Annotated in this window: 8 protein-coding genes; all 8 read right to left on the bottom strand. The window is 34.4% G+C overall.

Annotated elements, in window-relative coordinates; genetic code table 11:
- Entirely contained in the window at window positions 1–7290 is a 7290-nt protein-coding gene (locus ABW637_RS14385) for a hypothetical protein (protein ID WP_367585409.1), read from the bottom strand.
- Window positions 7291–7333: 43 nt separating this feature from the next.
- Complete coding sequence (locus ABW637_RS14380) at window positions 7334–8695, bottom strand: PKD domain-containing protein (RefSeq protein ID WP_367585408.1); 1362 nt, start codon at window positions 8693–8695, stop codon at window positions 7334–7336.
- 75 nt (window positions 8696–8770) lie between these two features.
- Window positions 8771–12160, bottom strand: a complete 3390-nt coding sequence (locus ABW637_RS14375) for a T9SS type A sorting domain-containing protein (RefSeq protein WP_367585407.1) — start codon at window positions 12158–12160, stop codon at window positions 8771–8773.
- Between the two features lies 1 nt (window position 12161).
- Complete coding sequence (locus ABW637_RS14370) at window positions 12162–14240, bottom strand: fibronectin type III domain-containing protein (protein WP_367585406.1); 2079 nt, start codon at window positions 14238–14240, stop codon at window positions 12162–12164.
- Window positions 14240–19027: a hypothetical protein gene (locus ABW637_RS14365; protein WP_367585405.1), complete on the bottom strand. Its 4788-nt coding sequence runs from the start codon at window positions 19025–19027 to the stop codon at window positions 14240–14242. The genes ABW637_RS14370 and ABW637_RS14365 overlap by 1 nt, the downstream gene beginning before the upstream one ends.
- Window positions 19028–19270: 243 nt before the next feature.
- Window positions 19271–19750 (bottom strand): hypothetical protein, encoded by a 480-nt coding sequence (locus tag ABW637_RS14360; RefSeq protein ID WP_367585404.1) that lies wholly within the window; start codon window positions 19748–19750, stop codon window positions 19271–19273.
- Window positions 19751–19833: 83 nt separating this feature from the next.
- On the bottom strand, window positions 19834–21201 hold the full coding sequence (gene hisS, locus ABW637_RS14355; protein WP_367585403.1) for a histidine--tRNA ligase: 1368 nt from the start codon (window positions 21199–21201) through the stop codon (window positions 19834–19836).
- Between the two features lie 94 nt (window positions 21202–21295).
- Complete coding sequence (locus ABW637_RS14350) at window positions 21296–21775, bottom strand: DUF6495 family protein (protein WP_367585402.1); 480 nt, start codon at window positions 21773–21775, stop codon at window positions 21296–21298.
- Between the last annotated feature and the right edge of the window lie 35 nt (window positions 21776–21810).

Here is a 21810-nt window from a genome sequence, read left to right as displayed (position 1 = left end):
TTAATAGTTTATATTAAACATCCCTTTAAAAGATCCCATTTCAGGATTATCAATGATCAGTTGTTTATAGTTTTCAATGGCTTCCTCAATTTCTTTCAATTTAGGAGCAGATAACGACTCTTCTCCAAGTCTAAATTCAACTAATCTTTTATCTACAAGTCCATTATCTACCAAATATCTTAATTCTGTAATGGTTCCTCCTTTAAAAAACTCACTACTTGTGTCATATAAAGCTTTAAAATCAGTTAAGTCATCTGTATGAAAAAATATTTTACCTCCTCGATCATGAGATTTTTTTATGGATTGAGCAACTAACTTCAACCAATCTTCAATATCTGTCATTAGCGTTATTCCTTCTGTGGATATAAAACCTCTTGTATAAAAATCACTAAAACTAGTGCTATATAACTTATCTGCATAGGATTTAAGAGATGAACTACGAACTCCTAGAGAAATATTAATTGGGGGATTGGATTTGTTCATAAAAAAAACAAACCTCCAATCTTTAAAAAATTCTTTCCTTTCAACTGATTGAGCAAAATTTGCCCATCCATTGTTACCAGGAAAAAGAGTGGTTCTTGCCCAATCCATCACCTCATAAGATACACGTTCTTGCTTAGAATAGGTTGTAGAGGCTTTGGCAATATTAATCTTATCAAGAAGGGTTGTTTCTATTGCTTCATCAAAAAGTGCTTTTTGTGAATTGGACCAGCTATCAATTATTCTATTGACATGTTTTTCAACATTTGAATCTGAATAGATGCTACTAGACGAAGTTCGCTTAAAATTAACAACAACTTCATCTGGTTTATTAGTTATGATTTCGGGTTCGGCATCAAAACCATTTCTTTTATAGATTTTTCCAGTCGGTGTTTCAAAAACAGCCTTTTTAGGATCCATACCCCCCGAAACTTTCTGTTTAAAAATAGTTAAACCAGCAGCTTCTCCTCCAGGGTATCTGGCGGAGGTTGTCCATTCTTCTTTTATAATATTAGTGGTATTAGAAGATAATGCTTTTTCAATAATCGCAGAAGAGACTCCTTGTTTTTGTAAGAAGACCGGTATATTAATATCAAACTCTAATACTCCATCGGTTAAAAATGTTTTTGCTACTCCTTCTTTCGCTCCACCAATATATTCAACACTATAAATAGTATTAGATTCGGTTACTTGAGTCCATAACTTATTTGATTTCCCTGAATTAGTGAGCTTCCATTTATTATACCCTCCAATTGCTTTGATATGTGTTACTACTGCTTCTAGGTCATCAATATTCTTTCTTATAGATTCGCTTACCCCAATATCATCTAATGCTTTCCAGGCATCTACATAATTAGGCTCTTTGCCAATTTTTTCAACAACAGAGGTAGAAGCGTTTGCAAAATCATCATAAAACTTTTTCCCGTTATTCGAGATTCCTAAATCCTTAACTCTTTTGGTTATATCAGAAAACTTATCAAATACATGAGTTGCTTCGCTTTGACCTCCTACAAGCTTATAGTTTTTAAATAAAATTTCTTTACCATTTTTGCCTATGATCTTAATCTCCTTAAAAACTTTTCTTTTATCACCAAAAACAAAAGGTCTACGATCAACAGGTAAACTATTATAATATGCTAATATTTCATCAGCGGTAAAAGTTTTTACATCACATCTGATATAGGTATTTGCCTGATCATTAAATTTAACATATTGTGTTATTAACTCATCTCCTTTTTGATAACCTTCAAGAATCGATTTTTCGTTGTCTTTTATTTCCCTAAAAACATTTTTTGCTCCATCTGGTTTATACTCTGGTTTAACTTCTTTCAGAGAAACCGGTATTTTCTCTCCATTAATAGTTATAAAAACCCCTTCTATTCCCTGTTGCGAATTAGGGAAATGAATGGAACCACCCCCAAGTTCTTTACCAAGTATTTGTATTTGGTCAAATTCATGAGTCTTATAATCGCCTGTAACCGTAACCGAACTACCTCCAGCATTACTTGTTGTTGAAGTAGATTTAAGATAGAACTGTCCCGGATTTCTCTTATCTTTTATGATATCCAGCGTACCAACTTTTGAAGCACCACTTGGATCACTATAGCTTATATTTTTTATTTGCCCTACAATACCTGTGTTTTCTACGGCAATAGTTGCCGGCAACCACCTTACAGATTGTAATGATAGTTTTGCTGCAGTACTAGAAGCATTAGTAACATTAGCAACTGCTGTAGATACACCTCCATTAGCAACTTTTAAATAAGGTAAAAATGAAGTTGCTGAAGCTTCAACCCCCATTGTAATACCAGTAGCATTAAACTGTATGTTTGCTAATTTTAATCGTGCAGAAATCATATTTCTATACAATGTTGGTGGTATATATGCAGTTCTACTGATTCTTGGTGTATTTCTTAAAGCCAAGATTATATTATCTAAAAGAGCTATTTCACTAGCAATTTTAGCCGCTCTTTCTGTTTCTGATAAATTTTTAAATTGATTAACATAGTCATCAATATATTGTGGGCTAACAACGATCTTATTCCATTTAGCAGCTGTAGAAGTGTTTTTTACAAAGGATATAAAACCTTTAGCAGCACCGGCCGTTGCTACAACAGCTCGTGGTATATTAGCAATATTATAAAAATTGTAAATTGAATTCCAAACCTTTTCAATTTCAGGATCAATATTATCAGAAGATTCGTTAGCAATTTGAAAAACAAAATCCGTCCCAAACACTATTAAATCTAATGTTAACAAAGGCGTAGTAGCACCACCTGTAGCCAAAATACTTGCTACAATCAAACCATCTGCTGCCACTCTAATAATAACTTGATTTTGTTCTTTATCTATCGAAGAATCTAACCAATGAAGAAATATAGCAGGAACAGTTGCTATTTGATCTTTCTTTAGGATGACTTTCCCATCTAATTTGATGTCTTCTCTAATAACCAAGACAATTGGCTTAAACGGAGCTACATCTGAGTTAAATAAACTCGTACCACTTGTTAAGAAATACGTCCAATAATCTTCAATCTCATTGAAATTAATATAATTTGTACTGGCGTCTATACTTACATTTCCACCACTTTCTGAAGTTTCTAGAGAGTAATCAAATTCATGAGCTAAACCTCCTGGTCCAAGATCGAAAGAAAAATCAACAACATTTAAGGCATTGGCCCTCCATAATGGAAGAATTTTATATTCATTTAAATCACAATCGGCACCAATGGCATTTTCGCAATTTTCTTTGTATGTTTCATAAGCTACTTTTCCCGCATTCTTTGTAGTTGCAGTAATCAATTTTGTATTTAAATAACTGATTAAGACACCTCTTTGTTCTGCATCTAATTCACTCCAAACCTTCCAGAATAATTTATAATTTTCCTTCTCAAGTTCAGATATCATAGTACTTACATCTTTCTCGTTAACAACGAGATACAAAAGAATTTCTTCGCTTCTATCATTTCCTCTATTAGTTGCTGAAATCTGATTTATTGCATACAACCTATCGTCCATAGAAATATTTTCCCATAAACAAAAAATGTCATCATATTGTCTTTGTAGCTGTGAACCTGTTATATTTTGTATTTTATCCAATACGACTCCAGATTCCCAGTATGTAGTACCCCAACGAAGTTTATACGAATTTACATTTGATTGTGAAATTTGTTCAGGCACATACCGCATGAGGAAGTCGTGTAATGCAAATTGATCACTACTCGCTGAAAAAGTACTTTTTAGCTTTTTGAATTTTTCAATATTATTTTTTAATGTAGTAAAACCATTGATATTTTTTTCTTGCCATTCTTTAACAACAGCAAAATGAAATTTATCGGTATCTGTATTTTCATCGTAAAAAAATAAAGGCACACCAGTTTTAAAACATCCTAAGTATTCTTTGTTTTTTTGTAATTGAGTTGCATACACAAATCCATAGGCAGTCGCTACAAAATCATTTTCACCGCAAAAGCAAAATTCAGAAGCTAAAAAATCAACTACATCCTGATCAAATTTAGGATCAAAATCCGCTGGCAAATAAACAAGTTGATCATCAGAGACAGTATTAAAATCTTCTAATATATAATCATAAGGCTTTAATTCTCCACTTCCGTTATATGATGAAGTTATACTGTTAAAATCAAAATCTTTAAAGTAATTATCTAATTGTAGCACTTTAAAAATCACTGCATTATCCTTAACACATGGTAAACCAGCAAGAGCATTTTTATTGTTTTGATTTGAAAGGGTATCTATATATTTACTTGAAGAATCGCAACCCGTACCCTGTTTAAAATATCCAGCAAAATTAGAACTATTACAAGATGCACAAAAAGAATATTTCACATTATCAATTATAAAACCTTTTAATGATCCAAATGGTTCTATTCTGAATTCATCTTTACAATTATCTAAATTTAAATCATCACCTGAACTAAATGTTACAGAAGAAGTATTTGAAGGTAATGATATTGGTTTGCCAGACATTGAAATGAATGTGAAAGAACCATCTTCGTTTTGAAAAGGTTCCAATAATTCCATATTCGAAACTGTAGCTTTCTCACCATCTTCATCATCCTGAAATAGATAGAATTTAAAGTCTGGATTATGAATTTGTGACCAATCTAAATGTGATAATAGTGTACCATCTCCGTAATCCATTAACCATTTGGTAGCTTTTTCTGTGGTACCCAATTCTGTAAATGGATGTTCTAAACCAAAGATCCCGTGACCTAGTTCATGAGAAATCGTTCCTGCAAGGCTGTTTTTACCTTCTTCTTCTGTAGACAGGTTACCACTAAATATAAACCCAAACTGTCTTTTGATCGGCATAAATCCACCTATAGCTCGGCTTGGTTTGATATTATTACCAAAAACAAATAAATAATATGCCTCTAATGATGTAGAACCTTTTGATTTATAATCCTTGATGATCGCCTGTTGATCATTGGTATAGTTAGCAAATACACCACTCTCGCCGATCTCTATAGTATCATCACCATACAAAGATGCATCTACCCTAAATGTATTGGCTAAAGTAATATTCACATTTACAGAGGCTTTACCAAATATTTTATTGATCTTAGAACGAAGATCAGATTCGCTTGGTAAGGATGCCCCTTCTACAGGGATTATAGTTACATTAACATCTTTCTTTGCCAAGTGCCATAAAGAAAACAGTCCTGCAACAGCCTGTTTTTCTGAAGCTTTCATTGGCTTTAGAATTGCATAAATATTTTCATGCTCAAAAGAATAATACCCTTTCAAGTCTATTGTAATTTCTTTTTTTGTAGCATCGTATTTGTGGGCTAGCACCTCACCTCTGGCAGTTTTGATCACTAAACTATCCATTGAAATCTTACTATCAGAAATTTCAACTTTTCCTTTAAGTACATCTATACCACCGTTAGCAACAGCCTTATTAATGATATTGTATGGTTTACCATCTGCATCTTTTATAATCTCATAATGCTTCCCTAATTCACTTTCTTGCCCAGCAGGTATTTCATCAAATCCATACGTATAGCTATCGCTTTTTATAAATGTTATTTTGACACCTTTTGCTGTAAGTTGAGAAACGTTTCCGTCTTTATCAACACCCGGTGTGTTTTCGGAATCAACCCCTCCACCATCTGCTATAGGATCTCCTTCTCTAATATTACCTTCTTCATCTATATGAAACGTATCACTTGTTCCGTCATTATTAGTATCTCTAATGACAACATCATCACCGGCTGGATAATCTGTGGTGACGCCACTAACAGGGTGGGTAACGGTAATACTTCCATCTTCATTTACAGTAATGTCGTCTATTGTGATATCAAAATTTAGGTCAATTTCTTTAAGATCATTATCACCTTCAAAAAGTTCTCCTAACTCATTTACAGACCCCATACCACCCCAATCTTCATCGTAGTCTGTAACTACAACACCATCAAGCAATTGATAATCTGTATTAATTTTAATGTTATCAAAACTCACCTTGATTTTGGTATCTTGCAAATAAGGAACAACAATAAATCCCCATCCCGAAAAAGTACCGTCTCTACCATTTACTTCACGCACGGTAACTGGAAAATCTCCTGCTGTAAACGTTTCATTAGCACCCATAAATTCTAATGGATCCTGGTTATTGATCACAATCTCTGGGGTAATCCCACAATTATAAGTAGATTCCTCGTCTACGGTCAAAGTGGTCGTAAACTCATAAATCTGCGAATAGGTAAACGGGCCATTATCTAAACACTGCCCTCCTACTCTAAATTCATACGTAGTACCAGGCTCCAGATTATAAATACTGGTGTATTCGTTAATCGTACCTCCTTCAAACCAAATACTATTATCTGCATCTTTCTTACGATATTCTACATTATAACGAATATGGCCTTCTCCTTGCCAAAGAATTTTCTCTGTAGTAGGATTCTTTGCTTCGGCTAAAACATAAGCTGGCTCTGCACAGCTACCTGTATATGTAAAATGATTAATCTCACTAAATCCATCATTTTTAAATACCGAGGTTTCACTGATCCCATCACTAACTATTGCGCGAACACGCCATCCATACATTTTATCATTTAGTAATTGCGGCTCTGCAGGACCATATAATAAAGTAGTGGCTCTGGTAGTTGTTTGATATAATGGACGACTTGCCAGAAAACCTGCCTGGGGATCCATTTGGGTATCCCAAAGTTCTGATATCGTAAACTCATATTCTACATTGGTGGCATTAAGATGACGAGGGGTCCAATCGAAAACAATGTTCTGAGGATTACGTAACAACACCTGCTCTCCTCGTTTTGGTGTATTTAAAAAGGGTGGATCATTAAGTACTAGGTATACTGCTGTACAACTCTTACGAGAAATTTGACGGCCCGACAAACCATCATACACCTCGTAACAAAACTTATATAATCCTTCTTTTAAAGGTACACTATATTGTCGTGGATTAATCCCTCGCAAATTTTGAAGCTCAAAATAAGGGCGCAAATCAATATTACTTAATCGCAAAGGAACTCCTCCATCCAAAAAAATTGGGCTGGCACCAATAACCACATCACTACTTTGTACTGATAAACCTGCATTATTTTCTAAATAAAATTTTAACCGAACCTGGCGATTAGATTCTGTGATATCGGTAAGTAATAAATTAAGCAATAACTTCTCTGATGTTGAAGAACCATACTCAGATAATTTTAAGCTATATGGAGGTATAACCTGCGGCGTAACATTAACAGGAAAAACCTGTGCGTTTACTGTTAATGAAAACAGAAATAATATATGTAAAAAATAAAATGTAACTTTTTTTAGCATAATGTCATTTTTCTTTATTCAAAATTAGTGAGCTAATTTTATTTTAATTTGGTTCCTTTTGAGCTTTTATATCTACCGATATATAAGAATTCTGTCCGTCTGCAACAAAGTTCTTTATTTTAACAGCTCCTTTTCTACCATCTTGCATTTGAAATAAGACAATTCTTGGAACCGTCATATCATCAAAAGCCTGTAATCCACCCGGAGTTTCTTCTATAGTAAGGTTTTTAAGTAAAGCATCTGTTTGCATTGCATCGAACTGTGTTGATGTTAATGAAGCAGAACAATTACATAACTCTTGAGAATTAATAAAGATCGTAGTCTTTGGATTTTGTAATGATTCGAATACAACAGCATCAGAAGCTATCTTATCTGGGCTTACAAATCGGTTACGTTCAAACGTATCGTCTAAACCAAAAAAGACAAGATCCACACCTTCACCTAATGTAGGTGTAGAGGTAATCTCTTCTTTAGTATATACTTTACGGTCATTAACACTATAAAAACTTCCTACAGTATTCATTGAATGCGCTGTATTAATACCTAGTCGAATATCTTTTAATTCTCTTAAATTAGTATTCGCAAAAAAATTGAATTGTTGTGTAATTGTTTTAGTATCCTTTCCGTTAGATGCTCTAAACGTAACAGTTTTAACTCCGGTTTCTGTAAATATGACTTCTGGATTTTCTTCTGTTGACACTCTAGGCGTTCCTCCTTCGAAACTCCAATCGTATGATGTTGCGCTTATAGAATTATTTTGAAATTGAATACGAACAGGTATTTGAAAATCGTCATCTACAAAAGCTACTTCGCTATCAAAACCAGCAATCAAAAACGGGGCAACGTTAATGATTTTTTCGAGATCATAAGTCTCCCGACCATTACTAATCTCTAATCGTATTGTATGTTCTCCAGGTTCTATAAAGACTACTTCTCCGGGGTTTTGTTCATTCGAAGAAGCTGGTGTCCCACCCTCGAATGTCCAGCTATAGCTATCTGCTCCCATAGAGTTATTCTGAAATGTAAAACTTGCAGGAGAGAAGTTATCAATAAGGTTGGTGATTTCGAAATCAATAATAACCGGATCATCTATCTGTATTTCTAACACTTTGGTATCAACAGAACCATCCTGATTACTTGCAGTAAGTTCTATAGAGTACACTCCTTTTTCGTTATATTGAATTACTCCTGGATTTCGTTCTACCGAACGAGATGGCACACCACCTTCGAAGCTCCATTCGTAATCTTCACCACCTTCGGTTCTATTGAAGAAAACCACTTGAACCGGAATTGAGAAATCATCATTGAATACTTCAAATTCGAAATCTGCAAAAACGGGAACAGCTTCCTCTTTGGCACAATTTAAAAAGCTAAATATTGATAATATGTATACTATTTTCTTCATTTAGGGCTGATCTACATTCAAATTTCTAACCATCTTCTTTCTAATCTACTCTACTATATAATTATCAAGTTGTTTTTATTCAAATACTAATTTCAAAGTTTTAGAAGATCCATTAGGTGTTTCCAATAACATTAGATATACCCCTGTAGACATAGACATCGAATAATCGAGTAAGAAATCTAAACTATTTGTCTCTTCTCTCTCATGAACTGTTTTACCAGACATAAGATCAATTATTTTAACTTTAATATTAGAATTTTCTGCAAGGGCTATTTTTGTTTTAAACGTTCCTTCACTTGGGTTAGGATATATTATAAACTCTTCGATAAACTCTCCTTGAGTGGTATTTAATTCTGGAGCTTCGATTGCAGGTTGAACCAAAATAGTTTTGGTATAATCTTCATAACAATCCATTTGGTATGATCTCAAATTAATATCATAGGCTCCTTCTTCGGCAAATCGTAATATTAGTTCCTCATTACTTTTTGAAACAACATCAATCCCTTCGGGTATAGTCCATTCTATACGTTCGCCCATAGGCTCACTTACATTTACCAAAATAATATCTTCTCCGGTATATGCTTGAGTGGTAATCAAAAAGTCGGCATCAATTGCTGTATCAAAAACTTCGACTACAATATCGCCTATCCCTATACACCCCAAACCACTGGTTATTGTAGCAGTATATCTACCAGCTTTTACTATCTCAATAGCACTATCAGTACTTGTAAACCCATTATCAGAACTCCAAGAATATGTAGCCGACGGGTCATCTATTGCAATGTCCAGGTTTAAGGTTTGATCTGCACAAAGTGACCTTTTTTCTTCCATATCGACAATAATAGGATCTGGATCTTCTAACACTATTTCCTTAAAAGCTTTACATTTTTTACTATCGGTAATTTCTATGATATAATTGCCTTTGGTCAATCCGGATATCTTATTAGAAGTACTGCCTGTATTCCACTTATATTCGTATGGTTTTACTCCTCCTGTTATAGTTACTTCGATTACCCCATCGCTCCCTTCAAAACACGTTGGAAATTTCACTTCTGGATCTATAACTAATCCGTTAGGTTGTTCTATAACAACACTGCCTTCGAGTTGACAACCTTTTGCATCTTCTACATATAATATATACGTCCCAGCAAAAAGATTTTCTATACTTGGCGTGTCTTTTGCTCCATTACTCCATCTATATGTATAAGGCGCTGTACCCCCTTTTACAAAAGCAGTCGCCATAGCATCATTACCTTCTGCACAACTTATTACGGTTTTTGTAAAAGAAACTTCGAGTACATCAGGTTGTGGTAAATATTTCTCGACATCGATCGCCTCATCCAGTACATATTCTTGTCCATCTGGAGTGCTTATCGGAAGGTATGTTCCTAAAACAATTCCATTCTTATCTTCAATATTAAGAGCAAAGGTACCTTCGCTAACATTTTCTATAACATCATTATTAATTCCAAGGTCTATCCATACTCCTCCAACGAACTTTTTCCATGAAAAATAGTAAGGTAACAGGTCTCCGTTAGCATTTACAGGAAAATCCTGACTAAAATCAGGGTTCGCGATATCATAAGCTACTCCACCTTTTGCATATGCTATTAATGCTCCATCTTGAAATTGATCAAACACTCCCAATGGGTCATTAAAATCTCTTCCATCATTATACTGATTTAGTCGATTACAAGAGACTTCATTAAGAATTTCTATTTTTACCTCTAATGGGTCCGGTTGATCAAGTGTAAATTCTGAATTAATCTCAAAACATCCGGTTTTATATTTTGCATCATCATATTTATCATCCCAAACATCCAAATAGTACTTTCCTGCACCTACAGAATGAAGTATTAATTGATATCCTTGATTACCTGGTAAAACTTCTGCGTTAATTGTATTTAATTCTTGACCAGACTCATTACGCCATTTAAATTTATATGTACCATCACTCTGAGCAGTACCACCAAAGACTCTAGCACTAATTCTACCGTCCTCGAAACCAAAAGCTCTTGGTTCATTAAGTAAGGTATACTCTATTTGCAAAGGTTCTGTCGGTTCTGTTATAGTGATTGGTACTATTTTAACTACAGATGTAGGCACCTGACTGGCATTTAACACATAGGCAATACAATCCTCGGTTCCATTTCTAACTTTCTTCTTTACCTTAATTTCGTAATCTGCAGGCTTTAAATCGATAATACGATGTTCTGTAGCGCTACTAAAATTTTGCCAATTAGAAAAAGTTTCACCTACTATTCTGTATGAAAATTGATATACTCCCAGGGCTCCCCCTTTTGCAGTAATCAATATTTCTCCATCATTGTTATTATTTTCATCTAAATCACCATCATTACATCTAGAGTTAATAAACTCTGTTACATCATATTCAACAACAGTAGGTCGCCCGATGGTAAACGTAGATGAATGGGCAGGATCTAAGGTATAGGTATTAAATCTACCATAAAATCCTAGAACAGTAGCTTCATAATTTCCAGGAGATAAATTCTCAATAGTATAACTATCCTTAACACCTGTATTAGGGTTGGTTTGTAATTCGGAGAGATCACCACTGGATGTAAAAGTTGCACTTCCCGTTTGGGGTAATATTGCGAGTTTCTCTCCAGGAATCAAAGGTCTCGAAAAAGTAAAACGTACGCTTCCATTTCCACTTTCGTAACAACTGGTAATTTGTTCTACTTTATTTACAAAAGTAGGTGCAGAGGGTACAATAGTATACGTTCTAGGAAATTGAGAATATCTTCGAGTTCCGCATGACTTAATTCTAAACTGTATCTTTTTCCCTAGATGAGACGCCGCATTAGTTCCCAAAATTTCTCTAGCACTTGCACTAATAGTAGAACGACCATTAAATGCAGCAGGAAAATCTTGATAATTACGTCCGCTATCGAGACTATATTGCCAAGTATATGTACTTAATCTTTCTGGAAATCCTGTTGTTGCGTTAAGATCAACTCTGTGATCTAAAGGTAAAAAATCATCTATTCCAGGAGATAACACCTCTACTAAAGGGTTAACTTGTACAGTAAGGTTTGACGACCATAAACCATCACCAAACAAATCTGATCCATGATCAGCTCGAGTAGAATATAAACAATCATAAGGAAACCTAACAAACACCGTTTTTCCACCTTGGTGCTTACTTGGAGTTCTACAGTTTCTCTTATGATGCCGTCTTGCATAAAATCGAACTTCTTTTACCTTGTACTGGTTCGATACTCGTATGGATGCATTGATATTAAGAGTTACATCCTCTGCAAAAGAACCTTGGTCTATTATCCTCTCATCGTTGTTTGTGAATACAGCCTTAATCTCGTAATACGAACAATATGCATTACTCGAATGCATGGCATTACCATTTACCTTTACTTCATAGAATCCTTGCCCAAAAGACATGGCAGTCATCAGAATGGTTACCATTAATAATATTTCCTTCTTCATATTAATAAGTTACATTAACTATTTCTATTTTACCATAGGCATTAGTCTTTAACAACGCCTTTAGTTGATATGTATAATTCGTGTTTGGATTGACACTATTATCTGTTATTTTTTTAACTCCTGCGGGTAATTGTTTCCACAAAACTGGTTTATTTCCATCTTTATTCTTATAAATTAAAACCTCAATTACATTTTCATCTATAATTTTCCAGGATAAATCTATTTTATAGGCAACTCTATCAGCAAATGCCGTGAAATTTTTAACCACACGTGTTGGTCCTAGTCCTTGAACAGTCAAACTTAATGGTGTCGATGGTAAAGAGGTTAATCCTGATTCGTCTTCTGCAAAAATTGCATATCTATATTTATTACCTGCTTCTACTTCACTGTCTGTAAACCTTGATATAGTATCTGTTTGTTGTATCAACAACCATCCTTTATCGGCTTCGGTCGCAGTTTGTCTATATAATTTATGATATTGTACATCATCACTAGTACTATTAATCCATTGTATAAAAACACCTTCTTTCTTTACTTTATAATCAGAAAAAATTGGTGATGAAGGTGGTACTACATCGGGCTTCTTTAGTGCCAATTTATCAGAATAATCAGACATATTAAATCGTTGATCAACTGCCACAACCTGATAGAAAACTTTAGTATTCAATGACTTAACCTGCACTGTGTCGGTAAATACAGTTTCTTCAATTGGGGATATGGTTATCTGTGCTAATTCTTCTTTGCTCAAATTACCTCTAAATACACGATACCCTAACATATCTTTTTCTGTATTGGCTTCCCATTTTAATTTTACAACTCCCAGAGAATCTACAACTCCAATCAAACCAATTGGTTTTGCAGGAGGTATAGAATCAATTGTTTGCGCAAATGCACTTAATGAGGTTGTTTTCTGATTTCCTTTTCCAAGGGCTGTAATCGTAAAATAGTTCGACGGTTCTGGGTCTTTATATTCAATTTTTCGGGCATTAGGAGGAATCCCCGTTTTCACTACCTTATATGGACCTTTTTCTTGTGGTGCCCAATTAAGTTCGAATCCTAGAATTTCTTTTTCGGCTTCTTTTAAAAACTCCCACAGGATAATAAATCCTCCAGATTTATCATAATTATGTCTAGAAATGTGCGGTACAGCCTCTAGTTTTTTAATCCCTTCAGCAGAAACCACTTTCGAAGTTGGGCTTTCTTCTCCAAAAGGAGAAATCCCCCTTACTCTATAATAGTACTTCTTATTATTTTGCGACAACGTATCTACATAGTACATACGTTCTGCTGGATGATTAGGTTTATCATTAAGATTAACCAGAGGAGTATCTCCTAAACGTTTAAAATTCGTTCCATCTTCAGAACGTTCTACATAATAAGATGTAAATATGGATTTAAACATTTTATATTCCCACGTCAACAAAATATTTCTATCATCACCAATAGCTATAAGATCTATTGGTTGTGGCAATTCACTAATCTTATTAGATTCTACTAGGACAGTACCTTCTTTTACTTTTAAGAGTTCTTCGGGTATCGCAGTTTTTATTTTATAAAAATAGGTTTCATTTTCATTTATAGTAGTATCAACAAACCCTAAACCTCCCAAAACAGCGGCTTCAAAATTCATATCTGCAGCAAACAATGCAAAAGAGAACCTTTGTTCGATTTCTTTTGCCTTATTAATAATTTGCGCCAATGCACCTTCTGTTTCTTCCACTACAAAAGTTTCTCCATATAATGCTTGTGCAAGAATAGCAGCATAATTATTATTTTCTATAACCTTCTCCCAGTCTGCTACAGGTTTAGGAAGTATCGGATTACTTGTTAAAAGTTTTCTTTCTGGAGTATCTAATTGTTGACCTCCTCTTTTAACGGTAAACCTTTCTATTATATATCCGTATTTATTTGCTTTAGTCCAAGATGATGGATTTGTAACCGCCCATCGAAGTTTTACTTCACCAGATGCAACTCTTGTTACCACTTTAATTGATGGCACCACAACCACAGACTCCTGAGAATAAACATTACCATTAATGATAGATAAGGATGCTATAAATAAAAATAAAATCTTACGCATTATCTAAACTTTAAAGTGTTTTTAAAATCAACATTAGCTTCTGATCCTGAAATCCCTCCAGGTAACATATACTTAAGTTTTATTCTGTACTTACCATATCTCATGAAATAGTAATCTGCATTAGTCAAGGACATAGCCGGATGTTGTGCATTTATTTTACCACTAGTAAAATCACTATAGACTTGATCTCGTAAATCAACAAAATCTTCTTTATAGATTCTTGCCAGATTATACCTGTAAGGAAAATGAGTTTGTATTAAATTTATATTAACATCTTCTTCTAAACTGGTTATATAATCGCTTTCTATAGGCAACGCTCTTTTTGGAGGAGCTCCTAATAAATCAACCTCTCTACTTGTAATTGCGTACTTACCTGCAATTGGATAATTATTATATATTATTGGGTTAATATCCTGAGTAAAATAAGTATCTGTTAAGATTGCTTCTTGTGATACTAAAGGAATGTTATCCGAATGTTTACTACCTCTTAATTCTACTAAATCGAATCCTTCATATGAAGATGTTGTATTGAATAAGAATATAACATCTGAGGTGATTTTACCAACACTATAATCTCTTACAGACATTGTATTTATTTTATCCCTAAATGTTCTATGTTTACTCGATTTAAACTCATAAGAAAGTCGTTCAATTTCTCCTTCTTTCAGAACATTTTCTGCTTTATTTTTTCGAACCTGCATGGTATTATCATCTCCATAATCCTGGGTATCTGTTGTCGTTTGATCACCTCCAGAATCACCTGATGATTTTGTAGAACTCACAATAGTCATTAAATAACCAGTTTCTTTATTCACCTTGGGAAGTTTATAATTTACTTTATTATCAGCATTACTATAGTTAAAATCCGATTTTCCGATTTTACCATTATCATCAATATACTTAACAGTACTTTTCCATTGTGCATTGTCAAAAAGATAATCTTGTCCTCTTAAAAGTTGTATATATCCTTTATCATATTCTCCTGGATAAAATAACTTTTGGTCTACAACAGGGTATGAGTATTGGATGTTATGTAATGGAATAAAATTAGGAGCTGTACCTGTAGTAAAGTTTCTTTCTTCAATTTCTACAGCTTTTTTTCCATCTTCCAGAATAGTTACAAAGCTACCATTAATCTTTTGTTGAAAACTCACTTCGACGGCAACCTTTAGCTTAGTTTCCGGAGGTAAAATATCATCAGAAATAAATGTAGCACGATCATTCATATACCCCCATTCTAATTCTCCTATAATTTCTTTTCCGGCTTCATCTGTAACATTAAACCTTTCAAGAATCACCTTATATATATTATCACCACTATCCTCAGGGATTACAATAGGCTCATTAACTCTCATTGCAAATGCAGCCTGTGGTGCAGCAAAAACATCTACTTTATTACTTCCGTCTTTTGGAGTGACATCGGTAATCATTTTAATACCTCCAAGCGGAGCTGTATTTTCCAATTCGCATTCTTTACCAATAGTAATTTTAAATCTAAAACTTCCTTTCACCAGTCCTCCTAATAAATCATAGTATCCACCTGCATATCCGCGCATCCAGAATGGATTAGGTCCTTTTGCTTGCAATAAAATTGCGGCTCCTCCTTTGATAATAGGGATTTTCTTTTTTAGAAAGAATAATTTTATATTAATTCCGAGCTCTCCCTGCATATATGCATATGATTGACCATTAGCATACCACCCATTAACACCGATCTCATCACTACTTCCTTTACAACGAGCTGACCCATAATCTTTTAACATGATATCAAAACCAACCCCCATTTTAAAACTTGCATACAGCATCAAGAATCTTAAATCACCTGTATCTATCTTAAAATCTGCACCAAAGGCAAATCCTTTTCCTTCGCCTAATGCATTTAAATCACGCATATAATCGAGTTCTTCTGCATCAACACCTAATATTTCTGCAACTTCTGGTGGTGGTGGTGGACTCCCTGGTATACGATGTCCGGCCATAAAATACCCTCCTGTTTCCATAGAAAAACCACCCACTCCGATCTTTATTCCTAATCTATCTGTAGGAGTACCCATGTGTACATACCATTCCTCTGGTGATATATGAACTACTCCCCATCCTGCTCGACCTTTTGAAGCTCTTCCTTGTATGATCCCTCCTGCCACTGTGATATATACATCAAGAGTGGCATGGAATGACTTATTAACAAAATCTAATTCCATTGCTAATTTGGCACTAATTGCAGCTTCACCCACAACCTCAGGTTCATACTCTTCGGTAGCCTTGTCTAAAAGGTTCTTACCTACTGTACTATCCATGACACCTTTGAGCATTTCATTATTTACCATTCCGCTAAGCTTATCGGTAAGCTTACCTAAAGGGTTAGGAAAATCGAAAGCTTTCATGACTTGAGCTTCACCAAAGAAACCTAATCTATTTACTCCTCCTCGATTATTAAATTCTATTTCAAACCCAGCACCTACGGCTATTGCCGTTTCATCAGGAATTGCACCAAAGATCATTGCTTTAACTCCCAGACTTGATTTTGCATTTGGCACATAAGAAAGTCCGGAAGGAGAAAAATCGGGTCCTGCATCAGGTCTTCTCGTCATTTTATAAAATGCGCCACCTGCAAAACCAGAAATTTGTAATGGACCAGCTTGTATTTTTAACCCATGAACAGCTGCGTCTACGTACCAGTATCTAAATTCATTTCTACCAAAAATAGCCTTACATGTAATTGGTCCAAAGCTCCCAAAAGTACCTTCTATCTCAGCAGAAAAACCATCTCCATATATAGGATCATCATCCATGAGTTCCAATCCTCCTTTAAGCTCAATTGCCCCCATGTTGGCTTCGATATTGATCCTAGATAAATCTAAGCGATCATACTTCCACCGTTGTTTATAATTTACTTCTTCAAACTTTCCGAAGATTCCTAAACGAGCATCTGCAGCAAAACCTTTACTTTCTTTACCCATAAGATTGACCATAAGGTCAAATTCGATACCGGCCTCATATTCATTAGAGGTAAAAGCGATATTTGCAATAGAAACCGGGAAATTTGCAAGTTTCACTTCATCTTTATATCCAAAATAGTCAACAGATATTACCGGCGATGTGGTTTGCAATACTAGATTCTGAAATTCTATTCCTTTAAACTGGACGGTTTCTTTTTTTGCATCTTTACCTTCACCTGTAGTATATTCTTGTCCTTCATTCTCTAAAGATTCTTTTTGACTGGCCGAAATAGCCATACGACCATTTAGTACCGCCTTAGGTCGAAAATTACCCTCAATCACCATAAGTTCTACCGAAGAATTTGGCAATAACTCTGCTTTTGCTTTAAACACATTAAAACTTAAGGTATCCATTGTAGACACTACGAGTCCGTATTCATCTTCAGAAATGATACCTTTATATCCTAATCCCATTCTACCATCTTCGCCTTCGGCAGTGGTTCCGTTTTTATCTCCTTTATCCGAAATCGGAAGTAATACTTGTCCTTCAAATCTTGCTCCGACAAGTTTATTAGATGCTAGTTCAATGCCGATTTTATCTACAGAGTATGCCCAGGATTTTTTTTCTGAAGTTCTTCCTGATTTCAGCGGAATTAAATTTTCTGCAGAAAAATATCCCGAAACACCATAGCTATCTATTAAGAGATTAGCGGCTTCAAAAGTAACCCGTTTCTTAGTAGGAATACTTTCTTCCGTTTTAAATTCTTGTGGCAAACCTACTTTTAGAGATTGAACATAAACTCCTCGCCAAGTTTCTGGACTAGGTAATAACAATCCATTATCATGATAATGCTGAGGGAAATTGACGTTTTCGGTTCTTAAATCACTAAAATCAAACACTGCCTGATTTACAGAAAACATAAACTTGTCTGGCTGACTGGCTAATACAAAAGGAGAAAGCCCTATTTCAACAATAAGATCATTCCAATCTGAAGCAACTGCTTTAAAAGTTCCTGAAACACGATTGGGTATTTGAATTGTTTCTTTAAGTGCTCCTTTATACTCTCGAGTTTCTGGAAGAAGTTTACCGGTTTCATCAACCGGAACCACCATACTACGAGAAAACTGCACTTCGCCTTCAATTCCCATTTCTTTTACACCATCGCAGTTAATGGTGACAAAAGTTTTGTTTTGCGTATCTCCTGTTTTATAATCAAATCCTCCTTTAAGAATCAATAACCAATTACCCCCGTTAAAAGGGATAAACATATCTCCAAGCAATACAAGGCTAGTATCCCCCATAAGACCTCCCTGATGAGAAAGCTTAACGTTATTTGCTCCAAAAAAAAGTTCTATTGGCAACCCATCTTCTTTGGATTGAGGAAGGATAACTTTCACAAAAGCCGTAAGCTCTGTATATTCTTTAGTAAATACTGCTTTAGTAATACCCAGTTGATACTCTACTTCTCCTAACTTATGTTTAACTCCTACAGGAAGAGATTGCATATCTTCGGTACCGAATGAAGAAATCCAACTATCGGCACTATCAATTTTTTTGAATCCTGCTTCGGCTTCTTCCTTTGAATCTGTAATAGCTGTTGCAGCCGGAAATTCTTTGCGGATGTTACCAAAAGTAAATTCTGGTGCAGAAACAATATTAATAGATTTTTGAATTGGAAATTTCTTATCTAATTCGGGGAAATGAACAAATTCTGAGGTAGAAGAAGTAGTTTTTTCTTCTTTTACAGGATTAGTTTTTCTTACAGACAAAGAATCCTTTTCACTAGCAGCTAGATAAAAAGAATTAAAACTTAAGCACCACAAAAGTAGGAGTAACTTTATTTTCATAAAATAATGTTAAGATTCAGGAAGGCAATAATACGAAAAATATTTTTTGTTAACAACTGAAAATCAACTAATATAACACGTTCAACAATGCTTTGGGAGCTATTGTCAGTAAAGAAAAAATAGGTAAAAAACTCTTCTTTTCCATCATGAAATCATAATACAATAGATGGTTTCACCATATTTTCACAACAAAAAAGCCATTTCGAGTGTTTCAAAATGGCTTTAAAAAATGGCTTTAAACTCTTACATTTTTGCGGATAATTCTGCCAATTGCTGTGACTTTATTTGCATGTATTTACTCAGTTTTTCTATTTCCTCTCCAGGAAGTTTTGCCATTAATCGATTATATTGACTTGTAAGTGCATTACTTTCATCGCTTAACTTAAAGAAAGCTTCGGTATCCTGAGATGTTACAGCCTTTCTATAATTTGATACATATCGTTCATAACTCTTGATATACTTCTTCGCATCCACATTCTTAGTCGAGTAAGAAGTTCCCGGTATACGCATTGACTTATCTACCTTTACTGTTTTTTTCTTTTTAGGAGTTTTTTTCTTTTTTACTACAGGTTTTTTCTCTTCTACAACTTCTTCAACAGCTACACTTGTAGTATCTTGAACTACATCAGCCGGATCTAATTTATCAGATTTAGGGTCTTTCTTACAAGAAACAATCGACAATATTAACAAGCTAATAAAAGTAATAAAAATACTATTTTTCATAATTTCAATTTTAGTACACTACGGGGTTTAAATTATATTTTACTTAGATGTATTTATTGATCAATTAAGTTAATGATTTTTTATTAAAAAAGTGTTTTTAACTCTTCAAAATTCATCTCCTCTTGCGTACCCAATTGCATGTTTTTAACCATGAAAGTGTCATTATTAATTTCGGTTGTACCTGCCAAGATTACAAATGGTATTTGCCTCTTATTTGCATATCCCATTTGCTTTTTCATTTTAGCGTTATCGGGATAGAGTTCGGTTACCACCCCTTCATCACGAAGTAAATTAACTGCTTTTAAACAATAAAGTGCTTCGGTTTCTCCAAAATTAATAAACATCGCCTTGGTAGAAGGTGCGACAGTTTGGGGAAAAAGACCCAATTCTTCAAGAACCAGATAAATCCTATCTAATCCAAACGAAATACCAACCCCACTTACATCCTTTAGACCAAAAATTCCTGTGAGATCATCGTATCGACCACCTCCGCCAATAGATCCCATTTTTACAGCTTCTGGAGCTGCCACTTCAAAAATTGCTCCTGTATAATAATTTAACCCGCGTGCTAAAGTAACATCCAGGTCTAAAGTAGCTGTCTTTAACGGAATATTTGCTATAGCATTGATGATAAACTGTAGTTCCTCTACTCCTTGCAACCCTTCTTCAGAAGAGGCTAACAAATTTTTTAATTCGTCTATTTTTTTTTGAGCAGTACCAGAAAAGTTGAAAAGTGGTTTTACCTTCTCGATAGCAGATTCAGAAATACCTTTTTGCAGCATTTCTTTCTTCACTCCTTCTTCTCCTATCTTATCTAATTTATCAAGCGCGACTGTGAAATCAATTAATTTATCCTTTGCCCCTATAACTTCGGCTATACCAGATAGTATTTTCCTATTATTAATTTTGATGGTAACTCCAGACAAGTTCAATTCTGTAAAAACTTTATCATATAATTGAATAAAATCAACCTCTTGCCATAAAGATCGACTTCCTACTACATCGGCATCACATTGATAGAACTCTCTAAATCGCCCTTTTTGTGGCCTATCTGCTCTCCATACAGGTTGAATTTGATATCTCTTAAACGGAAAGTCTATTTCATTTTGATGCTGAACAACATAGCGTGCAAAAGGCACTGTAAGGTCATACCGAAGCGCTTTTTCACTGATTTTAGAAGTTATTTTAGCACTATTTTTACTCGAATACAGAGCATCATCTACTTTATTCAAATAATCACCGCTATTTAATATTTTAAAAATCAATCGATCTCCTTCTTCGCCATATTTACCCATTAAGGTATCACTATTCTCAAAACTGGGAGTTTCTATGGCTTGAAAACCAAATAATCGAAATTGTTTCTTTATGGTATCAATGATATAATTCCTTTTCGCTACTTCTATAGGCGAAAAGTCCCGAGTTCCTTTAGGTATTGATGGTTTTTGTGCCATTGTATTAGTTTATTATTTTAGAAAGTATATCTCTAAAATTTCAAATTTATGATTCTGTAATTGGTGATTTTAAAATCGATACCACCCACTTTCATTATTTATTTTCGTCAACCAACCTCTCAAAATAATGATACAATTCTCCTTTGGTAATATTTGCCCCTTTTTGGATCAATTTAAATTTATCAAGATTCTTATCATCACTATACTCTTTAGAAGCATTATAAAACACCACATCATCATTTAACAAATTACCTCGTAACCAGTCATAACCATCTTGTGTTGTAATATCTATCGACTCGTTATTAACTTTAACCGCTATAAGATGCATCTTATCTTCTTGCAATTCGAATAAATGAATCTGATCCTTCGAGAAATGCTCTAAGTATTGTGCTTTAGCTAAAACATTTTCCCACACCAAATCACTAAAAATATCGATCTCCTCTTCTGCAACATGAGGTGTATTGGTCTTAATCTCATCCCACTCTTCTGCTGTAATAGACTGCGTTGCCAAAAAGTTGATAAATTCTACATGCAATTCATCTAATTGCTCTTTGCTTAATCTCTGATACTTCATCCTAAAAAAATTGAAAGCAAAAGTAATTATAAAAA

Origin of the sequence: Aquimarina penaris (assembly GCF_040786285.1) — a bacterium.
Lineage (GTDB): Bacteria > Bacteroidota > Bacteroidia > Flavobacteriales > Flavobacteriaceae > Aquimarina.
This window is presented reverse-complemented; position numbering and strand designations above follow the sequence as displayed.